This window comes from Mesorhizobium huakuii (assembly GCF_014189455.1).
In the GTDB taxonomy this organism is placed as follows: domain Bacteria; phylum Pseudomonadota; class Alphaproteobacteria; order Rhizobiales; family Rhizobiaceae; genus Mesorhizobium; species Mesorhizobium huakuii_A.
On sequence record NZ_CP050296.1, the window covers coordinates 87,342 to 113,226 of the forward strand.

At 65.4% G+C, this 25,885-nt stretch carries 21 protein-coding genes, 4 pseudogenes and 1 riboswitch; of the genes and pseudogenes, 14 read left to right on the forward strand and 11 right to left on the reverse strand.

What is annotated here, in order from left to right; genetic code table 11:
• Positions 1-49: 49 nt before the first annotated feature.
• The 10 genes and pseudogenes from nuoI to HB778_RS00465 form a co-directional block, all read right to left on the reverse strand.
• Entirely contained in the window at positions 50-541 is a 492-nt protein-coding gene (gene nuoI / locus HB778_RS00420) for an NADH-quinone oxidoreductase subunit NuoI (protein ID WP_095204089.1), read from the reverse strand.
• Complete coding sequence (gene nuoH, locus HB778_RS00425) at positions 541-1,584, reverse strand: NADH-quinone oxidoreductase subunit NuoH (RefSeq protein ID WP_027051252.1); 1,044 nt, start codon at positions 1,582-1,584, stop codon at positions 541-543. Before nuoH ends, nuoI begins: the two co-directional genes overlap by 1 nt.
• Before the next feature lie 2 nt (positions 1,585-1,586).
• Positions 1,587-3,668, reverse strand: coding sequence for an NADH-quinone oxidoreductase subunit NuoG (gene nuoG / locus HB778_RS00430; RefSeq protein WP_183460567.1), 2,082 nt, complete (start codon positions 3,666-3,668; stop codon positions 1,587-1,589).
• 73 nt (positions 3,669-3,741) lie between these two features.
• On the reverse strand, positions 3,742-4,437 hold the full coding sequence (locus HB778_RS00435) for an NADH-ubiquinone dehydrogenase (RefSeq protein WP_183460569.1): 696 nt from the start codon (positions 4,435-4,437) through the stop codon (positions 3,742-3,744).
• A 62-nt stretch (positions 4,438-4,499) separates the two neighbouring features.
• Entirely contained in the window at positions 4,500-5,804 is a 1,305-nt protein-coding gene (gene nuoF / locus HB778_RS00440; RefSeq protein ID WP_183460571.1) for an NADH-quinone oxidoreductase subunit NuoF, read from the reverse strand.
• 10 nt (positions 5,805-5,814) lie between these two features.
• Positions 5,815-7,107, reverse strand: coding sequence for an NADH-quinone oxidoreductase subunit E (locus HB778_RS00445; RefSeq protein WP_183460572.1), 1,293 nt, complete (start codon positions 7,105-7,107; stop codon positions 5,815-5,817).
• Positions 7,108-8,299: pseudogene (locus HB778_RS00450) on the reverse strand (NADH-quinone oxidoreductase subunit D). It lies immediately after the preceding gene.
• A gap of 9 nt (positions 8,300-8,308) precedes the next feature.
• A complete protein-coding gene (locus tag HB778_RS00455) occupies positions 8,309-8,914 on the reverse strand; it encodes an NADH-quinone oxidoreductase subunit C (protein ID WP_183460574.1) in 606 nt (201 codons plus the stop codon).
• A gap of 4 nt (positions 8,915-8,918) precedes the next feature.
• Positions 8,919-9,500: a NuoB/complex I 20 kDa subunit family protein gene (locus tag HB778_RS00460; RefSeq protein ID WP_015317338.1), complete on the reverse strand. Its 582-nt coding sequence runs from the start codon at positions 9,498-9,500 to the stop codon at positions 8,919-8,921.
• Positions 9,491-9,856, reverse strand: coding sequence for an NADH-quinone oxidoreductase subunit A (locus tag HB778_RS00465; protein WP_010910112.1), 366 nt, complete (start codon positions 9,854-9,856; stop codon positions 9,491-9,493). The genes HB778_RS00460 and HB778_RS00465 overlap by 10 nt, the downstream gene beginning before the upstream one ends.
• Before the next feature lie 334 nt (positions 9,857-10,190).
• Here HB778_RS00465 and HB778_RS00470 point away from each other — a divergent pair, with 334 nt between their 5' ends.
• The 9 genes and pseudogenes from HB778_RS00470 to HB778_RS00505 all read left to right on the forward strand — a co-directional run bounded on the left by HB778_RS00470 (position 10,191) and on the right by HB778_RS00505 (position 20,624).
• On the forward strand, positions 10,191-11,390 hold the full coding sequence (locus HB778_RS00470) for a winged helix-turn-helix domain-containing protein (RefSeq protein WP_183460576.1): 1,200 nt from the start codon (positions 10,191-10,193) through the stop codon (positions 11,388-11,390).
• Positions 11,391-11,419: 29 nt separating this feature from the next.
• Positions 11,420-11,624: riboswitch (cobalamin riboswitch) on the forward strand.
• A gap of 40 nt (positions 11,625-11,664) precedes the next feature.
• Positions 11,665-12,093 carry a DUF1636 family protein gene (locus tag HB778_RS00475; RefSeq protein WP_183460578.1) on the forward strand — a complete coding sequence of 143 codons (429 nt, stop codon included), beginning with the start codon at positions 11,665-11,667 and terminating at the stop codon, positions 12,091-12,093.
• Positions 12,094-12,095: 2 nt separating this feature from the next.
• Entirely contained in the window at positions 12,096-13,133 is a 1,038-nt protein-coding gene (cobW, locus tag HB778_RS00480; protein ID WP_183460580.1) for a cobalamin biosynthesis protein CobW, read from the forward strand.
• 18 nt (positions 13,134-13,151) lie between these two features.
• Positions 13,152-16,887: pseudogene (locus HB778_RS00485) on the forward strand (cobaltochelatase subunit CobN).
• Between the two features lie 44 nt (positions 16,888-16,931).
• Positions 16,932-17,480: pseudogene (locus tag HB778_RS43375) on the forward strand (precorrin-3B synthase); the annotation flags it as partial.
• A 305-nt stretch (positions 17,481-17,785) separates the two neighbouring features.
• Positions 17,786-18,461 (forward strand): annotated as a pseudogene (locus HB778_RS43380) (precorrin-3B synthase); the annotation flags it as partial.
• A 2-nt stretch (positions 18,462-18,463) separates the two neighbouring features.
• Positions 18,464-19,096, forward strand: coding sequence for a precorrin-8X methylmutase (locus tag HB778_RS00495; protein WP_096447192.1), 633 nt, complete (start codon positions 18,464-18,466; stop codon positions 19,094-19,096).
• Positions 19,093-19,863, forward strand: a complete 771-nt coding sequence (locus tag HB778_RS00500) for a precorrin-2 C(20)-methyltransferase (RefSeq protein WP_183460582.1) — start codon at positions 19,093-19,095, stop codon at positions 19,861-19,863. Before HB778_RS00495 ends, HB778_RS00500 begins: the two co-directional genes overlap by 4 nt.
• Entirely contained in the window at positions 19,860-20,624 is a 765-nt protein-coding gene (locus HB778_RS00505; protein ID WP_183460584.1) for a precorrin-3B C(17)-methyltransferase, read from the forward strand. Before HB778_RS00500 ends, HB778_RS00505 begins: the two co-directional genes overlap by 4 nt.
• On the opposite strand, the gene HB778_RS00510 is transcribed toward HB778_RS00505, so the two are convergent.
• A complete protein-coding gene (locus HB778_RS00510; protein WP_183460586.1) occupies positions 20,588-21,355 on the reverse strand; it encodes a cobalt-precorrin-6A reductase in 768 nt (255 codons plus the stop codon). The genes HB778_RS00505 and HB778_RS00510 overlap by 37 nt on opposite strands.
• Before the next feature lies 1 nt (position 21,356).
• Here HB778_RS00510 and cbiE point away from each other — a divergent pair, with 1 nt between their 5' ends.
• Genes cbiE through HB778_RS00535 form a run of 5 tightly spaced genes read left to right on the forward strand, consistent with a single transcriptional unit; the run spans position 21,357 to position 25,861 of the window.
• A complete protein-coding gene (cbiE, locus tag HB778_RS00515) occupies positions 21,357-22,592 on the forward strand; it encodes a precorrin-6y C5,15-methyltransferase (decarboxylating) subunit CbiE (RefSeq protein WP_183460588.1) in 1,236 nt (411 codons plus the stop codon).
• Entirely contained in the window at positions 22,589-22,975 is a 387-nt protein-coding gene (locus HB778_RS00520; protein WP_183460590.1) for a cobalamin biosynthesis protein, read from the forward strand. The genes cbiE and HB778_RS00520 overlap by 4 nt, the downstream gene beginning before the upstream one ends.
• Positions 22,972-23,736 carry a precorrin-4 C(11)-methyltransferase gene (gene cobM, locus HB778_RS00525; RefSeq protein ID WP_183460592.1) on the forward strand — a complete coding sequence of 255 codons (765 nt, stop codon included), beginning with the start codon at positions 22,972-22,974 and terminating at the stop codon, positions 23,734-23,736. The genes HB778_RS00520 and cobM overlap by 4 nt, the downstream gene beginning before the upstream one ends.
• Positions 23,733-24,551: a uroporphyrinogen-III C-methyltransferase gene (gene cobA, locus HB778_RS00530; protein WP_183460594.1), complete on the forward strand. Its 819-nt coding sequence runs from the start codon at positions 23,733-23,735 to the stop codon at positions 24,549-24,551. Before cobM ends, cobA begins: the two co-directional genes overlap by 4 nt.
• Positions 24,548-25,861, forward strand: coding sequence for a cobyrinate a,c-diamide synthase (locus HB778_RS00535; protein WP_183460596.1), 1,314 nt, complete (start codon positions 24,548-24,550; stop codon positions 25,859-25,861). Before cobA ends, HB778_RS00535 begins: the two co-directional genes overlap by 4 nt.
• The last annotated feature ends 24 nt before the right edge of the window (positions 25,862-25,885 follow it).

The following is a 25,885-nucleotide window of genomic DNA, read 5'->3' on the forward strand; positions in this document are numbered from 1 at the left end:
TTCGTTGTGTCCTTAGACGAGGCCCCTCGCCCCGTCCATGCGTCAAATATCAGCGGTAGGGCGAGTCCAGCGAGATGTTGCGCGCCAGCTCGCGCTCCCACCGGTCGCCATTCGCCAACAGCTTGTCCTTGTCGTAGTAGAGTTCCTCGCGCGTCTCCGTCGCGAATTCGAAATTCGGCCCCTCGACAATGGCGTCGACCGGGCAGGCTTCCTGGCAGAAGCCGCAATAGATGCACTTCACCATGTCGATGTCATAACGCACCGTGCGGCGGGTGCCGTCATTGCGGCGCGGGCCGGCCTCGATGGTGATGGCCTGCGCCGGGCAGATCGCCTCGCACAATTTGCAGGCGATGCAGCGTTCCTCGCCATTGGGATAGCGGCGCAACGCATGCTCGCCCCGGAAGCGCGGGCTGGTCGGCCCCTTCTCGTGCGGATAGTTGATCGTCTCCTTCGGCGCGAAGAACTGGCGCATCGACAGGAAGAAGGCGCTGACGAAATCCTGCAGCAGCAGCGATTTGGCGGCTTGGCCGAGAGCGGACATCACGCAAACCCCGTGATCTTGAGGAAGGCTGCGGTGGCGACCACCATGAACAGCGAGATCGGCAGGAACACTTTCCAGCCCAGCCGCATCAGCTGGTCGTAGCGGTAGCGCGGCACGAAGGCCTTCACCATGGAGATGCCGAAGAACACGAAGCAGACCTTCAGCACGAACCAGATGACACCGGGCACCCAGGTGAAGGGCGCGAAGTCGAAGGGCGGCAGCCAGCCGCCGAGGAACAGGATGGTGGCCAGCGCGCACATCAAGACGATGGCGACATACTCGCCGAGGAAGAACAGCAGGAACGGCGTCGACGAATATTCGACCATGTGGCCGGCGACGAGTTCCGATTCGGCTTCCACCAGATCGAAAGGCGGCCGGTTCGTCTCGGCCAGCGCCGAGATGAAGAAGATGATGAACATCGGGAACAGCGCCAGCCAGTTCCAGTCGAGGAACGTGTTGGGCAGGCCAAGCCGCGTGCCAATTCCACCCTGCTGCGACAGCACGATATCGCTGAGGTTGAGCGAACCGGCGGTGAGCAACACGGTAACGATAACGAAGCCGATCGAGACTTCGTAGGACACCATCTGCGCCGCCGAACGCAGCGCGCCGAGGAACGGATATTTCGAGTTGGACGCCCAGCCGCCCATGATCACGCCATAGACCTCGAGCGAAGAGATGGCGAAGACGTAGAGGATGCCGACATTGACGTTGGCGATCGCCCACCCCTGGTTGACCGGAATGACGGCCCAGGCCGAGATCGCCAGCACCGCCGACACCAGCGGGGCCAAAAGGAACACGCCCTTGTTGGCGCCGGACGGGATGACCGGTTCCTTGAAGACGAACTTCAACAGATCGGCGAAGGCCTGCAGCGTGCCCCAGGGGCCGACGACGTTCGGGCCGCGGCGCAACTGCACCGCCGCCCAGATCTTGCGGTCGGCGTAGAGGATGTAGGCGACGAAGACCAGCAGCACCACGATCAGCACGACTGACTTCAAGAGGATCAGCAGCGCCGGCAGCACGTAGAAGGAGAAGAAGGTGTCCATGCTTATTCCGCCGCCTGCTTGAAGCCGCTCTTGGCCAGTGCCGAGCATTCCGCCATCACGGCGGACGCCCGCGCGATCGGGTTGGTCAGGTAGAAATCCTTGACCGGTGAGGTGAAGGTGCCCTTGTTCAGCCGCCCGCCGAGTTTCGCCACATTGGCGATATCCTCGGCATTGCCGGCCGCGACCTGATCGATGCGGGCCAGATGCGGGTATTCGCCATAGAGTTTCGCGCGCAGCTGCGGCAGCGAATCGAACGGCAGCTTCTTGCCGAGCACATCCGACAGGGCTCTCAGGATTGCCCAGTCCTCGCGCGCATCTCCCGGTGCGAAGCCGGCGCGGTTGGTCTGCTGCACGCGCCCTTCGGTGTTGACGTAGGTACCCGACTTTTCGGTGTAGGCGGCCGCCGGCAGGATGACATTGGCGCGGTGCGCGCCCTGGTCGCCATGGGTGCCGACATAGACGACGAAGGCGCCGCCGGTCTTGCCCATGTCGATCTCGTCGGCGCCGAGCAGGAACAGCACGTCCGTTTCGCCCAGCATGCCGGCAACATCCTTGCCGCCCTCGCCCGGCACGAAGCCGAGATCGAGGCCGCCGACTCTGGCCGCCGCATTGTGCAGCACGGCAAAGCCGTTCCAGTCGGCGCGGGCGGCGTTGACGGAAGCTGCGAGCTTCGCCGCCTGGCCGAGCACAGCCGTGCCATCGGCACGCGCCAGCGCGCCCTGGCCGACAATGATCAGCGGATGCGTCGCCTTCTTCAGCGTCTCGAAGAACTTGCCATTGCCGTCGGCCAGATCCTTGAGCGAATCCGGTCCGGCGCCGAGCAGTTCATATTCGTAGCGCGTGTCGCCGACATCGCCGATGACGCCGACCGGCAGATTGCCGACCCGCCAGCGCTTGCGGATGCGGGCGTTGAGCACCGAGGCTTCGAAGCGCGGATTGGCGCCGATGATCAACACCGCGTCGGCCTGCTCGATGCCTTCGATGGTCGGGTTGAAGATGTAGCTGGCGCGGCCGAGCGCCGGATCAAGGGCTGCGCCATCCTGGCGGCAGTCGGTGTTCTTCGAACCGAGCGAAGCCATCAACAGCTTCAGCGCGTAGATTTCCTCGACCGCGGCGAGATCGCCTGATATGGCGCCGATCTTCTCGGGCGTCGTCTTCGACACCGCGTCCTTGATTGCACCGAAGGCTTCAGCCCAGCTCGCCGGAACCAGCTTGCCGTCCTTGCGCACATAGGGTCGGTCGAGGCGCTGCGTGCGTAATCCGTCCCAGATGAAGCGGGTCTTGTCGGAGATCCACTCCTCGTTGACCTGCTCGTTGACGCGCGGCAGGATGCGCATCACTTCGCGGCCTCTGCTGTCGATACGGATCGCCGAGCCGACCGCGTCCATCACGTCGATGGATTCGGTCTTGGTCAGCTCCCACGGCCGCGCCTGGAAGGCGAAGGGCTTGGAGGTCAGCGCGCCGACCGGGCAGAGATCGATGACATTGCCCTGCAATTCCGAGGTCATCGCCTGTTCGAGATAGGTGGTGATCTCGGCATCCTCGCCGCGGCCGATCAGGCCGAGCTCGGAAATGCCGGCAACCTCGGTGGTGAAGCGGACGCAGCGCGTGCAGTGGATGCAGCGGTTCATCACCGTCTTGACCAGCGGGCCGATATACTTGTCTTCGACCGCGCGCTTGTTCTCGTGATAGCGCGAGGAATCGACACCAAAGGCCATCGCCTGGTCCTGCAGGTCACACTCGCCGCCCTGGTCGCAGATCGGGCAGTCCAGCGGATGGTTGATCAGCAGGAACTCCATCACGCCTTCCCGGGCCTTCTTGACCATCGGCGTGTTGGTGAAGATTTCCGGCGGCTCGCCATTCGGGCCGGGGCGCAAATCGCGCACGCCCATGGCGCAGGAAGCCTGCGGCTTGGGCGGCCCGCCCTTCACCTCGATCAGGCACATGCGGCAATTGCCGGCGATCGACAGCCGCTCATGGAAGCAGAAGCGCGGCACTTCCGCGCCCGCGTCTTCCGCCGCCTGCAGCAGCGTGTAGTGGTCGGGTACAGTGATCTCTTTCCCGTCGACCTTGAGCTTTGCCATTCGCTTCAAACCCCTGCGGATTTCCCGCAATCTCATTTCCCGGGCGCGGCAGACGCAGCGCCCGGCATTTCATTCACTTCTTTGCGGCCAGCACAGCCGCCTGGGCAGTCCAGTCATCGCGGCCGATGCGGCCGTTGAACGACAGATAATCGTCGACCCAGGCGATCTCCTGCGTCGACCAGGCGGCGATCTGGGCATATGTCCAGATACCGAGCCCGTTCAGCACCTTCTCCAGCTTCGGACCGATGCCCGATATCGCCTTCAGGTCGGAAGGCTTGGCCGGCTTGTCGATAGCCTTGGGCTGGCGGAAATCCTCGGGCAGCAGCACATCGGCGGCCTCGGCCGTTGCCGGAGCGGCATTCGCCACAGGCGCCGCGGTGGCGGCCTCCTTGGCGGCGATGTCGGTGACTTCCTGCGCAAAGGACTGCGCCTCGGCGATCAGGGTTTTCGTTGTCGCTCGCGCTTTGGTGGCGGGGACGCTTGTGTCGTCGAAACTCCCGACGCGCGCCTCGAAATCCTCGATCAGAGGCTGCATCAGGCGCTGTGATGCCTCGGCGGCTCCTGTGAGCGCGCCCAGCCAGACGCCGAAGGCGTGGTTGGCAAGCCCGATACCGAGCGCCGACATCGCCGCCGCACCCGCGACAGGATGCACGAAAAGGTTGACGGCGCTGGCCATCTCCTTCGGCATCATCCTGGTCAGGTCCTGGTTCATCTTCTCGATCTGGTCCAAATTGAGCATCATTGGGTAGGGTGTCGAATACGCCGCCATAGAGTTCTCCTCGTCGTTTCTTCGCTCGCCCCGCCCCGTTATTCCCAAACTCACAAATTCGTCTATTCCGCCGCCACCATCACCGGTTCGGCGCGGTGCGCGTTGCGCGAAAACTCGTCGATGCGGCGCTCCACCTCGCCGCGGAAATGCCGCATCAGGCCCTGGATCGGCCATGCCGCGGCGTCGCCCAGCGCGCAGATCGTGTGGCCCTCGACCTGCTTGGTGACGTCGAGCAGCATGTCGATCTCGCGCTTCTGCGCCTCGCCGCGCACCAGCCGCTCCATCACCCGCCACATCCAGCCGGTGCCTTCGCGGCACGGCGTGCATTGGCCGCAGCTCTCATGCTTGTAGAAGTAGGACAACCGGGCAATCGCCTTCACGACGTCGGTCGACTTGTCCATGACGATGACGGCCGCCGTGCCGAGGCCGGATTTGAGGTCGCGCAGCGCGTCGAAATCCATCGGCGTGTCGATGATCTGCTCGGCCGGCACCAGCGGCACCGAGGCGCCGCCCGGAATGACCGCCAGCAGATTGTCCCAGCCGCCTCGGATGCCGCCGCAATGCGTTTCGATGAGCTCGCGGAACGGGATCGACATCGCCTCTTCGACGGTGCACGGATTGTTGACGTGGCCGGAGACGCAGAACAGCTTGGTGCCGACATTGTTGGGCCGGCCAAAGGACGAGAACCAGGCCGCGCCGCGGCGCAGGATGGTCGGCGCCACCGCGATCGATTCGACGTTGTTCACGGTTGTCGGACAACCGTACAAGCCGACATTGGCCGGGAATGGCGGCTTCAGCCTCGGCTGGCCCTTCTTGCCTTCGAGGCTTTCCAGCAGTGCGGTCTCTTCGCCGCAGATATAGGCGCCGGCGCCGTGATGCATGTAGACGTCGAAATCGTAGCCTGAAGTGTTGCCCTTGCCGATCAGCTTGGCCTCATAGGCCTCCTCGATGGCGCGCTGCAGCGCCTCGCGCTCCCTGATGAACTCGCCGCGCACATAGATGTAGGCGGCAATCGCGCCCATGGCAAAGCCAGCGAGCAACGCGCCTTCGACCAGCGTGTGCGGGTCGTTGCGCAGGATGTCGCGGTCCTTGCAGGTGCCGGGCTCGGATTCGTCGGCATTGATGACCAGATAGCTCGGCCGGCCGTCGCTCTGCTTGGGCATGAACGACCATTTCAGCCCAGTCGGGAAGCCGGCGCCGCCACGGCCGCGCAGGCCAGACGCCTTCATCTCGTTGACGATCCATTCGCGCCCCTTGGCAACGATGCCGGGCGTGTTGTCCCAGGCGCCGCGTGCCATGGCGCCGGCCAGCGACTTGTCGAACAGGCCGTAGATGTTGGTGAAGATGCGGTCTTTGTCCTGAAGCATTTTTCGTCTCTCAGACCGGCTTCTTGCCGAAAACGCGGATGTATTCGGCGACGCCGCCCTTGGCGAGCGCCTTGGCCTGCTTGACCCAGTCGTCGCGCTCGATGCGGCCGTGGAAGGAAAGATACCCGTCCACCCAATCGCGCTCGGCCTTCTTCCACGACGCGACCTGCGCGAAAGTGAAGATGCCCAGCGTATGCAGGACGCCCTCGATCTTCGGGCCGACGCCGGAGATCAGCTTGAGATCGTCGACCGCGGCCGGCCTGTCGATACCGGCCGGGCGGTTCTTGTCCTCCAGCGACGGTTTCGCCGGCTTTGCCGCCGGCGTCTTGGCTTCCGGCGCCTTGAAGGCAGTGACCGGTTCGGCCTTTGCCGTCGGCCCGTTGCGCTGCTTGGAGACCTGCTCGACTTCCGGCGCCGCCGTATTGGCGTTGGCGGCCGAATGCGGCGGTGCCGAAACGCTCGCCGCCGTCTCCACCGCCGGCGCCACCTTGGTGGCCGAGGGCGTCTTCAGGGCCGGGCTGGTTTCAGGCGCATCGGTCTTCGGCTTGCTGGCATTGGACGGCGCGACAGGAGCGGCAGCAGCAGGTGCTTGCGCTGCAGGAGCAGCCGGGGCCGGAGCAGTAGCGGCCGCATCCTTGGCCGCCTTGGTCGCCGCCTTGGCTTCCTTGTCGCGGGTCGACTTCAGGATCGCCTTTTCGCTCTTCAGCGTCGTCAGGCCGGAGGCCGGCTCCGAGCCGGTGCGGCCATTCTGCGGTCCCGGCGCCACCGAGGCGCCCTTGCCCGCATCATAGAGATCGATGATTTCAGCCAGCCGTTCCGGCGTCAGGTCCTCGAACGTATCCTTGAACACCATGACCATCGGCGCATTGACGCAGGCGCCGAGACACTCGACCTCTTCCCAAGACAAGGTGCCCTTGTCGTTGGTGTGGAATTGGTCGTGATGGATCTTCGAGCGGCAGACATCCATCAGCGCTTCCGAACCGCGCAGCATGCAGGGCGTGGTGCCGCAGACCTGGATGTGGGCGCGAGTGCCGACCGGATTGAGCTGGTATTGCGTGTAGAAGGTCGCGACTTCGAGCCCGCGGATGCGCGGCATGCCGAGCATGTCCGAGATCGTCTCGATCGCCGCCTTGGTGACCCAGCCTTCCTGCTCCTGCGCGATCATCAGCAAGGGAATGATCGCCGACTGCTCGCGGCCTTTCGGGTACTTCTTGATCCATTGCTTAGCCGCGGCCGCATTCGCCCGGTTGAAGGCGAAGGAGGCTGGCTGGACGCTGGCTTCTGCGAGACGGCGGACTGACATTTAGCGATCGACCTCACCAAACACGATGTCGAGGGAGCCGAGAACGGCGGTGACGTCGGCCAGCATGTGGCCGCGGCAGAGGAAATCCATGGCTTGCAGATGCGCGAAACCGGGAGCGCGCAGCTTGCAGCGGTACGGCTTGTTCGAGCCGTCGGAGACCAGATAGACGCCGAATTCGCCCTTCGGCGCCTCGACGGCCGCATAGACCTCGCCGGCCGGCACACGGTAGCCCTCGGTGTAGAGCTTGAAGTGATGGATGAGCGCTTCCATCGACCGCTTCATTGCCTGGCGCTTCGGCGGCACCACCTTACCATCGAGATTGGACACCGGGCCGGTGCTTTCCTTGCCGAGCAAGAGATCGACGCACTGGCGCATGATCCGTGCCGACTGGCGCATCTCTTCCATGCGCACGAGGTAACGGTCGTAGCAGTCGCCGTTCTTGCCGATCGGGATGTCGAAATCCATTTCCGAATAGCATTCATAGGGCTGCGACTTGCGCAGGTCCCAAGGCGCCCCCGAACCGCGCACCATGACGCCGGAAAAGCCCCAGGCCCAGGCATCGGCCAATGAGACGATGCCGATATCGACATTGCGCTGCTTGAAGATGCGGTTGCCGGTCAGCAGACGATCGAGGTCGTCGATCGACTTCAGGAACGGGTCGATCCACTTGCCGATGTCCTCGACCAGCTGGCGCGGCAGATCCTGGTGGACGCCGCCGGGGCGGAAATAGGCGGCATGCATGCGCGATCCGGAGGCGCGCTCATAAAACACCATCAGCTTTTCGCGCTCGACGAAGCCCCACAGCGGCGGCGTCAGCGCGCCGACATCCATCGCCTGCGTCGTCACATTGAGGATGTGCGACATGATGCGGCCGATTTCGCAATAAAGCACGCGGATCAGCTGGCCGCGCCTCGGCACCTCGATGCCGAGCAGGCGCTCGGCGGCAAGCGCGAAGGCGTGCTCCTGGTTCATCGGCGCGCAATAGTCGAGCCGGTCGAGATAAGGCACCGCCTGCAGATAGGTTTTTGCCTCGATCAGCTTTTTCGGTGCCGCGATGCAGCAGGCCGATATGCGGATCGACGCGATCGACGACTTCGCCGTCGAGCTCCAGCACGAGGCGCAAAACGCCGTGCGCCGCAGGGTGTTGCGGCCCGAAATTGATGTTGAAATTGCGGACGGAGGTTTCAGCCATTCTGGCGCCTCAATTCGTCTTGGCTTTTTCGTCCCCGGGCAGCACATAGTCCGTGCCTTCCCAAGGGGAAAGAAAATCGAAATTGCGGAATTCCTGCTTGAGTTCCACCGGCTCGTAGATGACGCGCTTGGCTTCGTCGTCGTAACGCACTTCGACGAAGCCGGTGAGCGGGAAATCCTTGCGCAGCGGATGGCCTTCGAAGCCGTAATCGGTCAGCAGGCGGCGCAGGTCGGGATGGCCGGAGAACAGCACGCCATAGAGATCGTAGGTCTCGCGCTCGAACCAGTCGGCACCGGGATAGACGCCGGTGATCGACGGCACCATCGTCTCCTCGTCGGCCTGCACCTTGACGCGGATGCGCACATTCTGTTTCGGCGACAACAGGTGATAGACGACGTCGAAGCGCTTGGCGCGCGACGGATAATCGGCGCCGCAGACATCGATGATCGAGATGAACTGGCAGCGCGCATCGTCGCGCAGGAAGGTCATCACCTCGACCAGATCGCGCGTCTCGACATGAATGGTCAGCTCGCCATAGGCGATCGCCGCGTCAGTGACGCGGCCGATCAGCTTCTCGCCGAGATAGGTCGACAGTTCGCTAAGGGATGCGGCCATGGATTTACCGTTCGATCGTGCCGGTGCGGCGAATCTTCTTCTGCAGGAGAAGAATGCCGTAGAGCAAAGCTTCGGCGCTCGGCGGGCAGCCGGGCACATAGATGTCGACCGGCACGACGCGGTCGCAGCCGCGCACCACCGAATAGGAATAGTGGTAATAGCCGCCGCCATTGGCGCAGGAGCCCATCGAGATGACGTAGCGCGGCTCCGGCATCTGGTCGTAGACCTTGCGCAGCGCCGGCGCCATCTTGTTGGTCAGCGTGCCGGCGACGATCATGATGTCGGACTGGCGCGGCGACGCGCGCGGCGCGACGCCGAAGCGCTCCGAGTCGTAGCGCGGCATCGAGGTGTGGATCATCTCGACGGCGCAGCAGGCCAGGCCGAAGGTCATGAACATCAGCGAGCCCGAGCGCGCCCAAGTGATCAGCGCCTCGGTCGAGGTGACCAGAAAACCCTTGTCGGCAAGCTCATTGTTGATTTCGAGGAAGAAGGGATCGTCCTCCCCCACCGGCCTGCCGGTGTTGGGATCGATGATACCCTTCGGCTTCGGCGCGACGAGGGTGCCTGAACTGTCGTTCAATCCCATTCCAGCGCTCCTTTTTTCCATTCATAGGCAAAGCCGATGGTCAGCACTGCCAAAAACACCATCATCGACCAGAAGCCGAGCATGCCAATCTTCGAGAAGGAGACGGCCCAGGGAAACAGGAAGGCCACTTCGAGATCGAAGATGATGAACAGGATCGACACCAGGTAGAAGCGGATGTCGAATTTCATGCGGGCGTCGTCGAACGAATTGAAACCGCACTCGTAGGCGGAAAGCTTTTCCGGATCGGGATTGCGGTAAGCCACCAGGAACGGTGCGGCCAGCAGCGCCAGGCCGACGACCAGCGCCACGCCGATGAACAGGACGATGGGCAGGTACGAACTGAGGAGTGCGTTCATGCAGCGGCTTTCCGTTGGCGCCAATCCACTTTGATTACAGCACCGGACCTTAATGCGGAAGCGTGACAGATTAACCGCTGAACCGTTTTAAGGGGCCTATGCTGCAACGCGGCGAGGGTTAGCGCAGCACTTCCAGCGAAGCAAGTCAAACCTTGTTCAAAACGCCGACCTGGACGGCATATCCGAAGAAACTGGTCCGATCCGCTCCTGTTTGATTTCCTTCGCTTTTCACTCCACTTTTCTCTCTTGACAAGGTTGCCGCCAAAACCCTGCTAGCATGGGCCGGAATCACCCATCGGACTCTCGACCTGGACGCCCTTAGAGTGACAGCTGCATGAAGGAAAAGATCTCGCTTGCCACCGCCCGGCGCATAGCGCTCGCCGCCCAGGGGTTTCTCGATCCGCGCCCGAATGGCACGCCCGACCGCCGCCACTTCGCCCGCGTGCTCTCGCGCACGGGTCTGCTGCAGATCGATTCCGTCAGCGCGGTGGTGCGCGCGCATTATATGCCGCTCTATTCGCGGCTCGGCCCCTACCCGCTCGCTTTGCTCGACAATGCCGCCGTGACGCGCAAGCGCATTGTGTTCGAATACTGGGCGCACGAGGCCTCGTTCCTGCCGGTCGAGACCTATCCGCTGATGCGCTGGCGCATGCAGCGCGCCGAGCAGGGCGACGAGATGTATCTGGGGCTGGCCAAATGGGGCCGAGAGCATGCCGCCTATATAGAAGACATTTATCGCGAGGTCGTAGCGCGCGGTCCGATCGCCGCTTCGGCGCTCGAGGGCCAAAAGGGTTCAGGCGGCTGGTGGGGCTGGAGCCATGCCAAGCACGCCTTCGAATGGCTGTTCTGGGCCGGGCGCATCACCACGGCGCATCGCCGCGGCTTCGAGCGCTTCTATGATTTGCCCGAACGCGTGCTGCCGCAGGCGATCCTCGACCTGCCGGTGCCATCAGCCGAGGACGCGCATCGCGAATTGCTGCGCATTTCCGCCCGCGCCCATGGCGTGGCGACATCAAGCGATTTGCGCGACTATTTCCGCCTGTCGCCGGCCGACATGAAGGGGCGTTTGGAGGAACTGGTCGAGACTGGCGAACTGGTGCCGGTGCGGGTCGAAGGCTGGGACAAGCCGGCTTACCTCCATAAGGATGCCCGTTTGCCCCGCAAAATCGAGGCCCGCGCCTTGCTGGCGCCGTTCGACCCGGTCGTTTTCGAACGGTCGCGGTCGGAGCGGCTGTTCGATTTCCATTACCGCATCGAGATCTACACACCGGCCGAAAAGCGGCAGTACGGCTACTACGTCCTGCCGTTCCTGCTCGGCGACCGGATCGTGGCGCGCGTCGACCTCAAGGCAGACCGGCCAGCCAGCGTCCTGCGCGTCCATGCCGCCTACCCCGAGCCCAACGCACCGCCTGAAACCGCTGCGCAGCTCTTTGAGGAACTGAAGCAGATGCAGGGCTGGCTCGGCCTTGAACGCATGGAAGTGACGCCGGCCGGCGATCTGGGCCCGGCGCTGGCCGACATAGCCATGTCGTAGCCGCGCGTTGACACCACTGCCTGCAAAAGCCTAAATCCGGTTCAGACGGTCCCTTGCCCGCAACGGCAGGGGCTAAGAGGGAATGCGGTGCGGGATGAAAATCTCAAATCCGCGGCTGTCCCCGCAACTGTAAGCGAAGAGCCAAGGCCGAAAGCCACTGGGAGTTTCCCGGGAAGGCGGCACCCAAGGCGATGACCCGCGAGCCAGGAGACCTGCCGTCTGCGACAAAAGAATCCGATCGCCTGGCGGGTTTCCGGGCAAGGAGCCCGGCTTTTTGGACCAGAACAGCAGTTTTTCGGCTGGCAAAGCGGACAATTCGTCCGCCGACGGCGATGCCTTGGCCGGCATCACGGTCATCGTCTGCGCCTCCTGCCGTGACGAGACCGGCTCCGACGCCCATCCTCGCGCCGGCGAACTGCTGGCTGAAGACATGCGCCGTGCAGCGTCTGACGACCATATCCGCGTGCGCACGGTCGAATGCCTCGGCAATTGCAAGCGCCGCCTCAGTGCGGCGATCCTGCGCGACGGCTGCTGGAGCTATGTGTTCGGCGACCTGACCGCGACCAGCGGCGCCGACCTCGTCACCGGCGCAAAGCTCTTCGCCACCTCGACGGACGGCCTCATTCCATGGCGCGGCCGGCCTGATTCCCTCAAGCGCGGCCTCGTTGCCCGCATTCCACCTCTCGACCTGTTGAAGGATTGATCATGAGCGCTTCCGTCTCCCGCGTCCCCTGCACCGTCGTCACCGGCTTCCTCGGCGCCGGCAAGACGACGCTGGTCCGCCATCTCCTGGAAAACGCCGGCGGCAAGCGCATTGCCATCATCGTCAACGAGTTCGGCGACATCGGTATCGACGGCGAGATTTTGAAGGGCTGCGGCATCGACACCTGCCCGGAGGAAAACATCGTCGAACTGGCCAATGGCTGCATCTGCTGCACCGTCGCCGACGATTTCGTGCCGGCGCTCGATCAAATCCTGTCGCTGACGCCGAAAGTCGACCACATCCTGATCGAAACCTCAGGCCTCGCTCTGCCCAAGCCACTGGTCCAGGCTTTTCAGTGGCCGACGGTGAAGAGCCGCGTGACGGTCGACGGCGTCATCGCCGTGGTCGATGGTCCCGCACTTGCCGAAGGCCGCGTCGCCAACGATATGGACGCGCTGCAGGCGCAGCGCGCGCAGGATGACAGCCTCGACCATGACGACCCGGTCGAGGAAGTGTTCGAGGATCAGATCGCTTGCGCCGATTTGATCATCCTGTCGAAGAGCGACCTGATGGATGCCGCCGGCTCGGCCCGCGCCAACGCCATCATTGGCGAACATTCCGCCCGTGCCGTGAAGATCGTGCCGACAGCACACGGCAAGGTCGATCCTTCCGTACTGCTCGGACTCGGTCTCGCCGTCGAGGACGACATCGAAAACCGCAAATCCCATCATGACGGCGCCTTCGACCATGAGCATGACGACTTCGACACCTTCATCGTCGACATTGCCTCGATCGCCAATCCGGACGAGTTGGCAAAGCGCGTCGCCACCGCCGCCGAACAGGAAAACGTGTTGCGCGTGAAAGGCTTCGTCGAGGTCGGCGGCAAGCCGATGCGGCTCCTGCTGCAGGCCGTCGGCCCGCGCGTCAACCACTACTACGATCGCGCCTGGACCGCCGAGGACGACCGACGCTCGCGCCTCGTCGTGATCGGCCTGAAGGGGCTGAACCGCCCCGCGATCGAGCGTATACTCGCCGGCTGATTTCAGACACGGGCCGCGATGCATATCCTCACCACGACCTCCGCCTCGCTCGACGATCTCGCCGAGCCGGTCGATCTGCGGCAGACGCCGGCGGATATCGTGGCCTTGTCCTTCACCGACAGCGACCTCGCCGGCCTGGCGGCCGCGTGGAAGGCCAACGCCGGCCGGTTGCCCTCGATGAGGCTGGCCGCTCTGCGCGACCTGCGCCATCCCATGTCCGTCGACCTCTGGATCGACAGCGTCGCCCGCCATGCCAAGATCATCCTGGTGCGCATCCTCGGCGGCTACGACTGGTGGCGCTATGGCTGCGACCAGCTGGCCACGATCGCCCGCGAACGCGGCATAAAGCTCGCGCTGCTGCCAGGTGAGAGCCATGACGAGGACCTCAGGCTGATCGAAGCCTCGACGCTGCCGCGCCAGGAATTGGATAGCCTGCTCGGCTATTTCCGCGAGGGCGGTCTGGCGAATATGAATGCGCTGGTGCAGAGGCTGGCCAGTTTGGCTGGACGGGATACTGCCGTTGTGGAGCCGGTGGCAGTGCCAAAGGCCGGCTACTACGAGCCAAGCCGCGGCGTCGTCCCCCTCCCCCTCGAGGGGAGGGTCCGGCCGCAGGCCGGGGGTGGGGTCCTCTCCGAAACGCGCCGACTCAAAGAAACGCCACACCCGGTCGTACCGACCCCACCCGGCCCTGCGGGCCACCCTCCCCTCGAGGGGGAGGGAAACGCCGCTCCCGTCATTCCCATCCTGTTCTACCGCTCGATGCTGCTCGCCGCCGATGTCGCACCGATCGACGCCCTTTTTGAAACACTGCGCCAGCGCGGCATGCTCCCGGTCCCCATCTTCGTCTCCAGCCTGAAAGACCCGATCTCCCTCGCCTTCGTCGAAACTGCACTGGCCGCACTTAAACCCGCCGCCATCATCACCGCGACCGCCTTCGCCTCCGGTGCTGAGCCCGGCGTCGAAACCCTGTTCGACCGCGCCGGCGTGCCGGTCTTCCAGGTCATCGTCGCCACCACCCGCCGCGACGTCTGGGAAAACAACCAGCGCGGCCTGGCGCCCGCCGACCTTGCCATGCATGTCGTGCTGCCCGAGTTGGACGGCCGCATCCTCGCTGGCGCCATTTCCTTCAAGGGCGAAAGCGATGTCGATCCGGCACTTGGCCACCGTGCTTTCGCCAACCGGCCGGAACCGGATCGCGTGGCGCAGGTGGCGGACCGTGTGGAGGCGTTCATCAAACTGCAGGAGACTCCGCGCGCAGAGCGCAAGCTGGCTATCCTGATCCCGGATTACCCAAGTGCGCCTGGCCGCACGGGATATGCCGTCGGCCTCGACGTGCCGTCGAGTGTGCTGGCAATGCTGCATGACCTGAAGGAACAGGGCTATGGCGTTGAGGGGATTCCGCAATCGCCGCGTGGGTTGCTGGAGATGCTGGAGCGGGGCGATGATGGGCTGGGGTTGGACGATTATCTCGACTTTTCTGCCGAGTTGCCGACAGCGGCAATTGCCGCAGTAGAAGCCGCTTGGGGCAAGGCAGAAGAGACAGGTTTGCGCGAGGCCCCCCTCTCTGTCCTGCCGGACATCTCCCCCTCAAGGGGGAGATCACGCCGTCATCACCGCCCTCGCCAATCTCAAACGTTGCAGGAAGGGTGCCGGCGCCCAAACTGCCAATCTCCCCCTTGTGGGGGGGTGAGGAGCGGTCCGCGCAGCGGACGGAAAGCCAATTGCTTGGCTTTCCGAGCAACGAACGCCCGGAGCGACAGCGAAGGGCCGGATCCGGCAGGACAGAGGGGGCGCCTCGCGCCAACCCTCACCATCAAGCAAACAGCACTTCCCCTTCCGCACCGCGACCTTCGGCAACATCACCGTGGCGCTGGCCCCCGATCGCGGCCGCTCGGCCGACCGCCGCACCGACTACCACGACCCGACCCTGCCGCCGCGCCATGCCCTGCTCGCCTTCGGCCTGTGGCTGCGCAAGTCGCTCGGCGTCCACGCCCTGATCCATGTCGGCGCCCACGGCACGCTGGAATGGCTGCCCGGCAAGACCGTCGCGCTGTCGCAAAGCTGCTTCCCCGAGATCGTCACCGGTCCCTTGCCCGTCATCTACCCCTTCATCGTCTCCAACCCAGGCGAAGCGGCGCAGGCCAAGCGGCGCATCGCAGCCGTCACCCTCGGCCATCTGCCGCCGCCGCTGACCGGCGCCGGACTGGACGAGAACCAGCACAAACTCGAGCGCCTGGTTGACGAATACGCCCAGGCCGACGGGCTCGACCGCCGCCGCCGCGACCGCCTGGCAAAGCTGATCGTCGACACCGCGCAAAAGACTGGTCTCGCCGCCGAAGCCGGTGTCGCCAGGACCGATGCGCCCGACGAGGCGCTGCGCCGCATCGACGCCTGGCTCTGCGACCTCAAGGACTTCGCCATCAAGGATGGCCTGCACATCTATGGCCGGGCGGCTGAAGACGAGCCCGATACCATGCGCCGCCAGAGTGCAGAGGCTGAAAGGTCGGCGCTGCTTGCCGCGCTCGATGGCCGCCACGTCAAGGCCGGTCCGGCCGGCGCGCCAGCGCGGGGCCGGTCCGACGTGCTGCCCACCGGCCGCAATCTGTTCACCTCGGACCCACGCACCATGCCGACGCCGACCGCCTACGATCTGGGCAGGGCGGCGGCGGAAGAAGTGGTGCGCAGCTACCTCCAGTCGCATGGCGACTGGCCGCGCTCGCTGGTCATCGATCTCTGGGGCTCGGCCTCACTGCGCACCGGCGGCGAGGAGATCGCGCAAGGTCTGGCGCTGATGGGCTGCCGGCCACAATGGGATGCCGCCACCGGCCGCATCACCGGCATCGAAGTGCTGCCGCCGGCCATGCTCGGTCGCCCGCGCGTCGACGTCACCTGGCGCATATCGGGCCTGTTCCGCGACATGTTCCCGACGCAGATCGCGCTGATCGACGCCGCCGCCAACGCTGTCGCCGCCCGCGACGAGGAGGATTCGGAGAACCCGCTCGCAGCCCGGACCCGTGCGGATGGCAAGATCAGCCCGCGCATCTTCGGCACCTCGCCCGGCACTTACGGCGCCGGCGTCGAGGATTTGTTGTCGAGCGGCGACTGGGGTGCGCGCGAAGAGATCGGCCGCGCCTATCTCGACGCCACCTCGCATGCCTATGGCGGCGCCGAGGGCGTAGGCATCTCCGCGCCCGGTGCTTTCGAAACCCGCATCGCCGAGGCCGATCTTCTCGTCCACACCGGCGACGACCCCGGCCGCGACATTCTTGAAGGCTCCGCCGACGTCGCCTTCATCGGCGGTTTTTCGGCAGCACTTGCCGCCCTTGGCCGGAATGCCGATGTCATCGTGCTCGACACGACGGACCCACAAAAGCCAAAGCCACGCTCGGTCAGTGAGGCGGTGTCGCGGGTGGTGCGCGCCCGCGCCATCAATGCGCGCTTCATATCAGGCCAGATGCGGCACGGCCCGCGCGGCGCCTCCGAATTCGCCGAAACGGTCGACCGGCTGGTCGGCTTCGCCGAGACCACCCATGCTATTTCAGGCGCGCTGATCGAAGCCGTGCATGATGCCTATGTCGGCGACGCGGAAGTTCGCGCCTTCATCCTGCGAGAGAATCCGTCGGCGGCGAAGGTCATTGCCGAGCGCTTCCTGTCGGCCCGCCGGCGTGGCCTCTGGCATCCCTTGCGCAATTCCATTGACGACGATCTCGCCGCGCTGATTGCCGAGGCCGAGGCGCTGGGAGTGGCGGCATGAACGCCTTCTCACGTCGCGGCGCCTGTCCGGCCTTGTCGGCGCCGATGCTGACGGGTGATGGGCTGCTGGTACGGGTCAATCCGGTTGCTGGAGGGCTGACGCCGAAGCTGTTGATCGGGTTAGCTGAATCCGCTCTGCGGCATGGCAACGGCATCATGGAAGTCACCGCTCGCGGCAGCTTGCAGATACGCGGTCTGACGGCGGAGAGCGCAGCACTGCTGGCGGCGGAGGTCGATGCGCTGGGCATTGCCGTGCGCACCGGCGTGCCGGTGGAGACCGGGCCGCTGGCGGGCATCGATCCGCAGGAGATCGCCGATCCCCGGCCGCTGGCTGAGCGGATCAGGGTGGCGGTCGAAGAAGCTGGGCTGACGCAGCGGCTTGGGCCGAAGGTGTCGGTCATTGTCGATGGCGGCGGACAACTGACGATGGATGCGGTGACGGCCGATGTGCGGCTGAAGGCGGTGCAGTGCGGCGAAGGCGTTCTGTGGACTGTATCTGTCGCTGTTGACGGCCAAAGCCCGAAACTGCTTGCGACGGTTGAGGACGATGCAGCGCGCGATATCACTGTCGCTGCTCTCCGAATGGTTGCTGAGAAGGGCCGCGACGCCCATGCGCGTGATTTGTCCGAGAGGCAGTTGGTGTCTTTGGCGGCGGGTTGGCTATGCTTGGCAGGTTTGCGCGAGGCGCCCCCTCTGTCCTGCCGGACATCTCCCCCCACGAGGGGGAGATTGCTCATGCACGCCCGCCTTCGCCAGTTTCCATGGCTGACGAGGGAAAGCCGGCGCCGAAACTGCCGATCTCCCCACTTGTGGGGGGTGAGGAGTGGTCAGCGCAGCGGACGGAAAGCCAATTGCTTGGCTTTCCGAGCGACGAACGCCCGGAGCGACAGCGGAGGGCCGGGTCCGGCAGGACAGAGGGGGGCGCCTCGTGCAAACCTATCGGCCTTTTCCCCTTGGCCGGCGACGCTTTCGCGCTCGGCATCGCTCTCCCCCTACGGCAGCATGCCAGCCGACAAAATCATCAGCCTCACCCAAAATGCCCTTGCCCACGGCACCACTGAAATCCGCCTCGCCCCGGGCCGTGCCTTGCTCTTCCTCGGTCAGCCGTCAGCCACCAACGAACTCCTCCAGCACACCGCCGCCACCCTCGGCTTCGTCACCTCCCCCGCCGACCCGCGCACCCGCATCGCCGCCTGCCCCGGTACACCGGCCTGCGCCTCCGGGCGCATCGCCACCCGCGACATCGCCGAGACGATTGCCGCTGAAAACGCCGATATTCTCGACTTCACCCTGCACATTTCCGGCTGCGCCAAGGGCTGCGCGCATCCCGGCCCGGCGGCGCTCACGATCGTCGGCGGCGAAAATGGAGCCGGACTTGTCGTGAACGCGACGGCAAAGGCCCTTCCTGCCGGCTACAGGCCGGGCTATGACGCCGCGCGCGGCTTCAGCCGCGTCGCGGCGGTGATCCGCAGTGCACGATTTGAGGGCGAGACCGCCGCCGCTTGCCTGACAAGGCTCGGGTCGGCAGCAATCGCCGAGGCTTACCGACAGGCCCAAACTAAAAAACGGAAATGAGCATGGCCGCCTACGACTACATCCACGACGGCACGGCGATCTACGAGCGCTCCTTCGCCATCATCCGCGCCGAGGCTGACCTGTCGCGCTTCTCCGAAGCCGAGGCCGATGTCGCCATCCGCATGATCCATGCCTGCGGCCAGGTCGAGGCATCAAGCCATTTCGTTTTCTCGCCTGATTTCGTCGCCGCCGCGCGCAAGGCCCTTGCCGCCGGCGCGCCGATCTTCTGCGATGCTGAAATGGTCTCGCATGGCGTCACGCGTGCCCGGCTGCCGGCCGGCAACGAGGTGATCTGCACGCTGCGCGACCCGCGCACGCACGACATCGCCAAGGCGATCGGCAACACCCGCTCGGCCGCGGCGATCGACCTGTGGGGCGAGCGCATGGCCGGCTCCGTCGTCGCCATCGGCAACGCGCCGACCGCACTCTTCTATCTCCTGGAGAAGCTGCGTGATGGCGCACCGAAGCCGGCGGCCATCATCGGCATGCCGGTCGGCTTCGTCGGTGCCGCCGAATCGAAGGATGCGCTGGCCGAGAATTCCTATGGCGTGCCCTATGCCATTGTGCGTGGCCGGCTTGGCGGCAGCGCCATGACCGCCGCCGCGCTCAATTCGCTGGCGAGGCCCGGCCTGTGAACGCGCTTCCCAATGCCAATTCACGGGGCAAGCTCGTCGGCGTCGGCACTGGTCCCGGCGACCCCGAACTGTTGACGCTGAAGGCGGCGCGGGCCTTGGCCGAAGCCGATGTCGTCGCCTATTTCGCCAAGCGCGGCAACAACAGCAATGCGCGCGCCATCGTCGAAACGCGCTTCCGGCCTGACATGCTGGAATTGCCGCTGCTCTATCCCGTCACCACCGAAATCGACAAGGATCACGACGACTATCGCTCGCAGATCACCGGTTTCTATGAGGAGTCGGCCGGAAAGGTCGCCGAGCACCTCGAAGCAGGCCGAATGGTTGCCGTCCTGTCCGAGGGCGATCCGCTGTTCTACGGTTCCTACATGCATCTGCATGTGCGCCTTGCCCATCGCTTTCCCACGGAAGTCATCCCCGGCGTCACCGCCATGTCAGGCTGCTGGTCGCAGACCGGTGTGCCGATCGTGCAGGGCGACGATGTACTGACCGTCCTGCCCGGCACAATGAGCGAGTTCGAGCTGACGCGTCGCCTCGCTGACACCGACGCCGCCGTCATCATGAAGGTCGGCCGCAACCTGCCCAAGATCAGGCGCGCGCTGGAAGCCACCGGCAAGCTGACGCGCGCCGTCTATGTCGAGCGCGGCACCATGACCGGCAGCGTTTCGATGAAGCTCGCCGACAAGCAGGACGACAAGGCGCCCTATTTCGCCATCGTGCTGGTCGCCGGCTGGTCCGGCCGGCCCGGTGCGCTGGGAGTGCAGGCATGAGCGGCCGTCTCACCGTCATCGGCCTCGGGCCCGGCAATGCCGATCAGGTCACCCCTGAAGCCAACCGCGCCGTGGCCGAGGCGAAATTCTTCTATGGCTACAAGCCCTATCTCGACCGGCTGGAACTGCGCCCGGATCAGACCCGCGTCGCCTCCGACAACCGCGAGGAACTCGCCCGCTCCAAGGATGCCTTGATCAAGGCCGCCGAGGGCTATGACGTTGCCGTCGTTTCCGGTGGCGATCCCGGCGTCTTCGCCATGGCGGCCGCCGTCTGCGAGGCGATCGAGGCCGGACCGGCCGAATGGCGCGCGGTCGATGTCGTGGTCGTGCCCGGCATCACTGCAATGCTCGCCGTTGCCGCCCGTATCGGCGCGCCGCTCGGCCATGATTTCTGCGCCATTTCGCTGTCCGACAATCTGAAGCCGTGGGAGCTGATCGAACTGCGCCTCCTTGCGGCAGCCGGCGCCGGCTTCGTCATTGCGCTCTACAACCCGATCAGCAAGGCGCGCCCCTGGCAGTTGGGCCGCGCCTTCGAGTGCTTGACCGCGATCTTGCCCGGCACCACGCCTGTCATTTTCGGCCGCGCCGCCGGCCGTCCCGACGAACGCATCGAGGTCTACCTGCTGGCCGATGTCGACGCGCAGAAGGCCGACATGGCGACCTGCATCATCATCGGCTCGCCGGAAACCCGCATCATCAAGCGCGGCGACAGACCGGCGCTGGTCTACACGCCGCGTTCGGCAGCGGGCTCGACAAAATGATCGACCATCGCGGCCAGCGCTTCGACGGTTTCAGCCGAAGGCACGTCCGGCAAGGTCGGCCTGCGGACCATGACCACCTCGATGCCAAGCGCCCTGGCGGCGGCAATCTTGCCGTAGGTCGCCTCGCCGCCGCTGTTCTTGGACACGACGACATCGATGCGATGGTTTCCGAGCAAGACGCGTTCGTCCGTCTGGCGAAACGGGCCGCGCGCCAGCAGATAATCGGCATCGGGCACCGCCAGCTTCGGCTCGACCGGGTCGACGCTGCGGATGAGATAATGGTGTTGGGGCGCCGCCTCGAATGCGGCGACCTCTTGCCGTCCGAGCGCCAGGAAGACCCGGCGCGGCACCGCTCCAACCGCTTGCACGGCCTCGCCGACAGTGTCGGCTTCAGTCCAGCGATCGCCCTCGACAGACTCCCAGCCGGGACGGCGCAGAGCGAAGATCGGCGCCCCGGCCATGCGTGCCGCTTGAGCGGCATTGGCGGAGATTCGCGCCGCATAAGGATGCGTGGCATCGATCAGCAGGTCGATCCGCATGTCATTGAGATAGGCCGCCAGCCCGCCAGCACCACCAAAGCCGCCGACCCTTGTCGGCACATTTTGCGCGATCGGGTTTTCAGTGCGACCGGCCAGCGACAGCGTGACGGAGAGATCCGCGCGCGCAGCCAGGTTTCCGGCCAATTGCCGGGCTTCCGTGGTGCCGCCGAGGATCAGAATGCGGTGGGTCATCATGCCTGCTGAGGGTCCGCGCGGTGCCAGAGCAAAATGGCTGACGGTGATTGGCATCGGCGAGGACGGTTTAGCGGGTCTCGGCGACGAGGCCAAGCGGAGGATCGCCGAAGCGGAGTTCATCTTCGGCGGCAAGCGGCATCTGGCATTGGTCGCCGCCTTCGCCAAGGGCAAGCCCTGCCTCTGGCCGGTCCCTTTCGATGCGGGAATGAGCGACGTGCTGGCGCTTGCCGGTAGCAAAGTCTGCGTGCTCGCCTCCGGCGATCCCTTCTTCCACGGCGTCGGCGCCACCCTCGCCCGCAAAGTGAAGCCACAGGCGATGCACGTCATCCCCGCGCCGTCGGCCGTTTCGCTGGCGGCCGCCCGCCTTGGCTGGGCGCTGCAGGATATCGAGACGGTCTCGCTGCATGGCCGGCCGCTCGATTTGATCCGGCCACTGCTGCAGCCCAATGCGCGCATCCTGGCACTGACGTCGGATGCCGAAGCGCCGGCGGCAATTGCCCGCCTGCTCACCGAACTCGATTTCGGCGCCTCGCGGCTGACGGTCCTGGAGGCGCTTGGCGGGCCAAAAGAGAACCAGCGCACCGTCCGCGCAGATGCCTTCGAACTCGAAAACATCAATCCGCTCAACGTGCTGGCCATCGAGATTGATTCGGATCCGCAAGCCCGCGTCCTGCCGCTCACGGTTGGCCTCGCCGATCATCTGTTCGACCATGATGGCCAGATCACCAAGCGCGAAATCCGTGCCATCACCCTGTCGTCGCTGGCGCCTAGGCGCGGCGAATTGCTGTGGGACATCGGCGCCGGCTCGGGTTCCATCGGCATCGAATGGATGCTCGCCCATCCCCTGATGCGCACCATCGCCATCGAAGCCGACCCGATCCGTGCCGCCCGCATTGGCCACAACGCTGCTGTCTGTGGCGTTCCCGGCCTCGTCGTGGTGGAAGGCAGCGCGCCCAAGGCCCTTGCCGGGTTGGACACGCCGGACGCGATCTTCATCGGTGGTGGCGGCAGTGACACCGGCGTGTTGAAGGCGGCTATGAAGGCGCTGCGCTCCGGCGGCCGTTTGGTCGCCAATGCGGTGACGCTGGAGATGGAAGCCCTGCTTCTCGCACAGCACACGAAACTCGGTGGCGATCTTACCCGGATAAACATCTCCCGGGCGTCTCCGGTTGGATCGATGCAGGCCTGGCGACCGGCCATGCCGGTCACCCAGTGGAGCTGGGTGAAGCCATGATGGTCGCGGGCATCGGCAGCCGAAAAGGCGCGAGCGTTGAAGACGTGCTCGCCGCGATTGAAACCGCTCTCGAAGCGCACGGGCTGGCGATGACGGCGCTTTCGGCACTGGCCACCGCCGCGCTCAAGAAGGATGACGAAGCGATCGCCGCCGCTGGCCGCGCGCTGAACCTTCCGGTCATCATCGTCGATCACGCAGCACTTCAGGCCGCCTCGCCAGCGACGCTCAGCAGCTCCAGCCTCTCGCAGGAACTGGCCGGCACGCCGTCGGTTTCCGAAGCGTCAGCCCTTGCGGTCGCTGGCGCCGGCGCAAAACTGCTTGGCGCCCGCACTGTGCTTGGTCCGGTCACCTGCGCCATCGCCATCAGCGGAGACGCGCCATGACCGTCCATTTCATCGGCGCTGGTCCCGGTGCCGCCGACCTCATCACGCTTCGCGGCGCCAGGCTCCTGGCAAGCTGCCCGGTCTGCCTGCATGCCGGCTCGATCGTTGCGCCTGAATTGCTGCAGCACTGTGCGCCGGGGACGAAACTCATCGACACCGCGCCGATGTCGCTCGACGAGATAGAGGCCGCCTATGTCGCCGCCCACAAGGCAGGCCACGATGTCGCCCGCCTGCATTCCGGCGATCTGTCGGTGTGGAGCGCGGTCGCCGAGCAGATCCGTCGTCTGGAAAAGCACCGCATTCCCTACACGCTGACGCCGGGCGTCCCTCTCTTTGCCGCCGCCGCAGCCGCACTGCGCCGCGAACTGACTATTCCCGAAGTGGCCCAAAGCCTGGTGCTGACCCGCGTCTCCGGACGTGCGTCAAAGATGCCACCCGGTGAGACGTTGGCCGGCTTCGGCCGCACCGGCGCCACGCTGGCCATTCATCTTGCCATCCACGCCATCGATCGCGTCGTCGCCGAATTGACGCCGCATTATGGCGGCGATTGCCCGGTGGCGATTGTCTTCCGCGCTTCCTGGCCGGATGAGCGCGTGCTGACCGGCACGCTGGAAACCATCGAGGCACAGCTTGCCGCCGATCCGATGGAGCGCACGGCGATCATCTTCGTCGGCCGCTCACTGGCGGCGGAAGGCTTTGGCGAGAGTTCATTGTATGACGCCCACTACCAGCGGCGTTTTCGCGGACGGGACGGATTGTGAGCGGCAACACCAAAAACAACGGCGAAAACGCCACGCTCGAACAGGCGCTCGCCCGTCTGGACTTCAAGCCGCGCCCGCTGGAGCCGGGCCATGTCTGGCTGGCCGGCGCCGGTCCCGGTGACCCCGGCTGCCTGACCCTGGAAGTGCTGGCGGCTTTGGCCGAAGCGGACGCGTTGGTCTACGACGCGCTGGTCTCGCCTGACGTTGTCGCTGTTGCTGAAAATGCCGAGCTGTTCTTTGCCGGCAAGCGCGGCGGAAAACCGTCGATGAAGCAGGACGACATCACCGCATTGCTGGTCAGACTGGCGCGCGAAGGCCGCCGCGTCGTCAGGCTGAAGGGCGGCGATCCCTATATTTTCGGCCGTGGCGGGGAGGAAGCCTTGGCATTGGCGCGTGAAAACATCCCGTTTCGTGTCCTGCCCGGCCTGACATCCGGCCTCAGCGCACTGGCCGCCACCGGCATCCCTGCCACCATGCGCGGCATCAACAAGGCGGTGATCCTGGCGACCGGCCACGCCGCCGGCACCGATGACGACATCGACTGGGCGGCGATCGCCCGCACCGGCCAGCCTGTCGTGGTCTATATGGGCATGGCCAATCTGCCCCTGATCGCAGCAGCTCTGCTCGATGGCGGGCTGGCGCCGTCGACACCGGCGGCGGTGATCGTCGCTGCCACCACGCCGCAGGAGCGGACCGTCGTCGCCACGCTCGCCACCATTGCCGAGGAAGCGGCCGCCGCCGGTCTCACCTCGCCGGCGCTGATCGTCGTCGGCGGCATCGTCGCCATGCGCGCCGCATTGACGGGGCAAGCATGACCGCCCGCGCCATCATCATCGGCGCGCCGCGCTCCGGCTCGGGCAAGACCAGCGTCACCATCGGCATCTTGCGCGCGCTCACCCGGCGCGGCCTGAAAGTGCGCGGCGCCAAATCAGGCCCCGACTATATCGACCCCGGTTTCCACACCGCCGCCACCGGCCTGTCGGGCGTCAACCTCGACAGCTGGGCGATGCCGCCGTCGCTGCTCAATGCACTCGCCGCGCAACAGGCCGACGACACTGATTTCGTCATCCTCGAAAGCGCCATGGGCCTGTTCGACGGCATTCCGGCCGCACCGGGGCGAACCGGGTCGGCCGCCGATCTCGCCCGGCTCTACGGCCTGCCGGTCCTGTTGGTGCTCGACGTGTCCGGTCAGTCGACCACGGCGGCCGCTGTCGCCAAAGGTTTTGCCACCTACGACCCGGATGTGCGCATGGCCGGCGTCGTGCTCAACCGGCTGGGCAGCGAGCGTCACCGCCGCTTATCCGGCGACGCCATCGAGGCGATCGGCCTACCCGTCGTCGGCGCCATCTTGCGCGATCCCACGCTCAATTTGCCCGAACGCCATCTCGGCCTCGTCCAGGCCGGCGAGTATGATGATTTGATGGCGCATCTCGACCGGCTGGCTGATATGGCGGAGAGATCGCTCGACCTCGATGCCGTGATGGCGCTGGCGACGCCCCTTACCCCGGCAGCCGGCGGCTTCGCCGATGCGCTGCAGCCGCCCGGCCAACGCATCGCGCTGGCCGAGGATGCCGCCTTCACCTTCCTCTATCCGCATGTCGCCGCCTACTGGCGCAAGGCCGGCGCGGAAATCGTCCCGTTCTCGCCGCTTGCCGATGAGGCTCCTGACGACAGCTGCGATGTCTGCTGGCTGCCCGGCGGCTATCCCGAGCTTCATGCCGGCAAGCTTGCCGCCGCCGAGACCTTCAAAGCCGGCATGTCAAGATTTGCGGCGACGAAGCCGATCCATGGCGAGTGCGGCGGGTTCATGGTGCTTGGTGAAGCCCTGGAGGATGCCGCCGGTGAGACGCATCGCATGCTCGGCCTGCTCGGCCACGCCACCAGCTTCGCCAAACGCAAGATGAACCTCGGCTACCGCGAGGCGCGGCTGCGCGCCGATTGCCCGTTGGGGGCGCAAGGCGCGCTGATCCGCGGTCACGAATTCCACTATGCGCAGATGACGGCCACCGGCAATGACGAACCGCTGGCCGACCTTGCCGACGGCCAGGGCAATCCGATCGGCGCCTCGGGCTATCGGCGCGGCCATGTCAGCGGCACCTTTTTCCACGCCATTGCGAGGGGCTAGAGAGCAAAATGCCGAAAAATGGCG

Coding starts and splice junctions, on each gene's coding strand:
- HB778_RS00470 (WP_183460576.1), top strand. CDS start 10,191: ATGAAGGAAAAGATCTCGCTTGCCACCGCCCGGCGCATAGCGCTCGCC.
- nuoG (WP_183460567.1), bottom strand. CDS start 3,668: ATGGCAAAGCTCAAGGTCGACGGGAAAGAGATCACTGTACCCGACCAC.
- nuoI (WP_095204089.1), bottom strand. CDS start 541: ATGTCCGCTCTCGGCCAAGCCGCCAAATCGCTGCTGCTGCAGGATTTC.
- HB778_RS00535 (WP_183460596.1), top strand. CDS start 24,548: ATGACCGCCCGCGCCATCATCATCGGCGCGCCGCGCTCCGGCTCGGGC.
- HB778_RS00520 (WP_183460590.1), top strand. CDS start 22,589: ATGATGGTCGCGGGCATCGGCAGCCGAAAAGGCGCGAGCGTTGAAGAC.
- nuoH (WP_027051252.1), bottom strand. CDS start 1,584: ATGGACACCTTCTTCTCCTTCTACGTGCTGCCGGCGCTGCTGATCCTC.
- cobW (WP_183460580.1), top strand. CDS start 12,096: ATGAGCGCTTCCGTCTCCCGCGTCCCCTGCACCGTCGTCACCGGCTTC.
- HB778_RS00510 (WP_183460586.1), bottom strand. CDS start 21,355: ATGACCCACCGCATTCTGATCCTCGGCGGCACCACGGAAGCCCGGCAA.
- HB778_RS00460 (WP_015317338.1), bottom strand. CDS start 9,500: ATGGGATTGAACGACAGTTCAGGCACCCTCGTCGCGCCGAAGCCGAAG.
- HB778_RS00435 (WP_183460569.1), bottom strand. CDS start 4,437: ATGGCGGCGTATTCGACACCCTACCCAATGATGCTCAATTTGGACCAG.
- HB778_RS00505 (WP_183460584.1), top strand. CDS start 19,860: ATGAGCGGCCGTCTCACCGTCATCGGCCTCGGGCCCGGCAATGCCGAT.
- nuoF (WP_183460571.1), bottom strand. CDS start 5,804: ATGCTTCAGGACAAAGACCGCATCTTCACCAACATCTACGGCCTGTTC.
- HB778_RS00455 (WP_183460574.1), bottom strand. CDS start 8,914: ATGGCCGCATCCCTTAGCGAACTGTCGACCTATCTCGGCGAGAAGCTG.
- HB778_RS00495 (WP_096447192.1), top strand. CDS start 18,464: ATGGCCGCCTACGACTACATCCACGACGGCACGGCGATCTACGAGCGC.
- cbiE (WP_183460588.1), top strand. CDS start 21,357: ATGCCTGCTGAGGGTCCGCGCGGTGCCAGAGCAAAATGGCTGACGGTG.
- HB778_RS00465 (WP_010910112.1), bottom strand. CDS start 9,856: ATGAACGCACTCCTCAGTTCGTACCTGCCCATCGTCCTGTTCATCGGC.
- HB778_RS00445 (WP_183460572.1), bottom strand. CDS start 7,107: ATGTCAGTCCGCCGTCTCGCAGAAGCCAGCGTCCAGCCAGCCTCCTTC.
- cobM (WP_183460592.1), top strand. CDS start 22,972: ATGACCGTCCATTTCATCGGCGCTGGTCCCGGTGCCGCCGACCTCATC.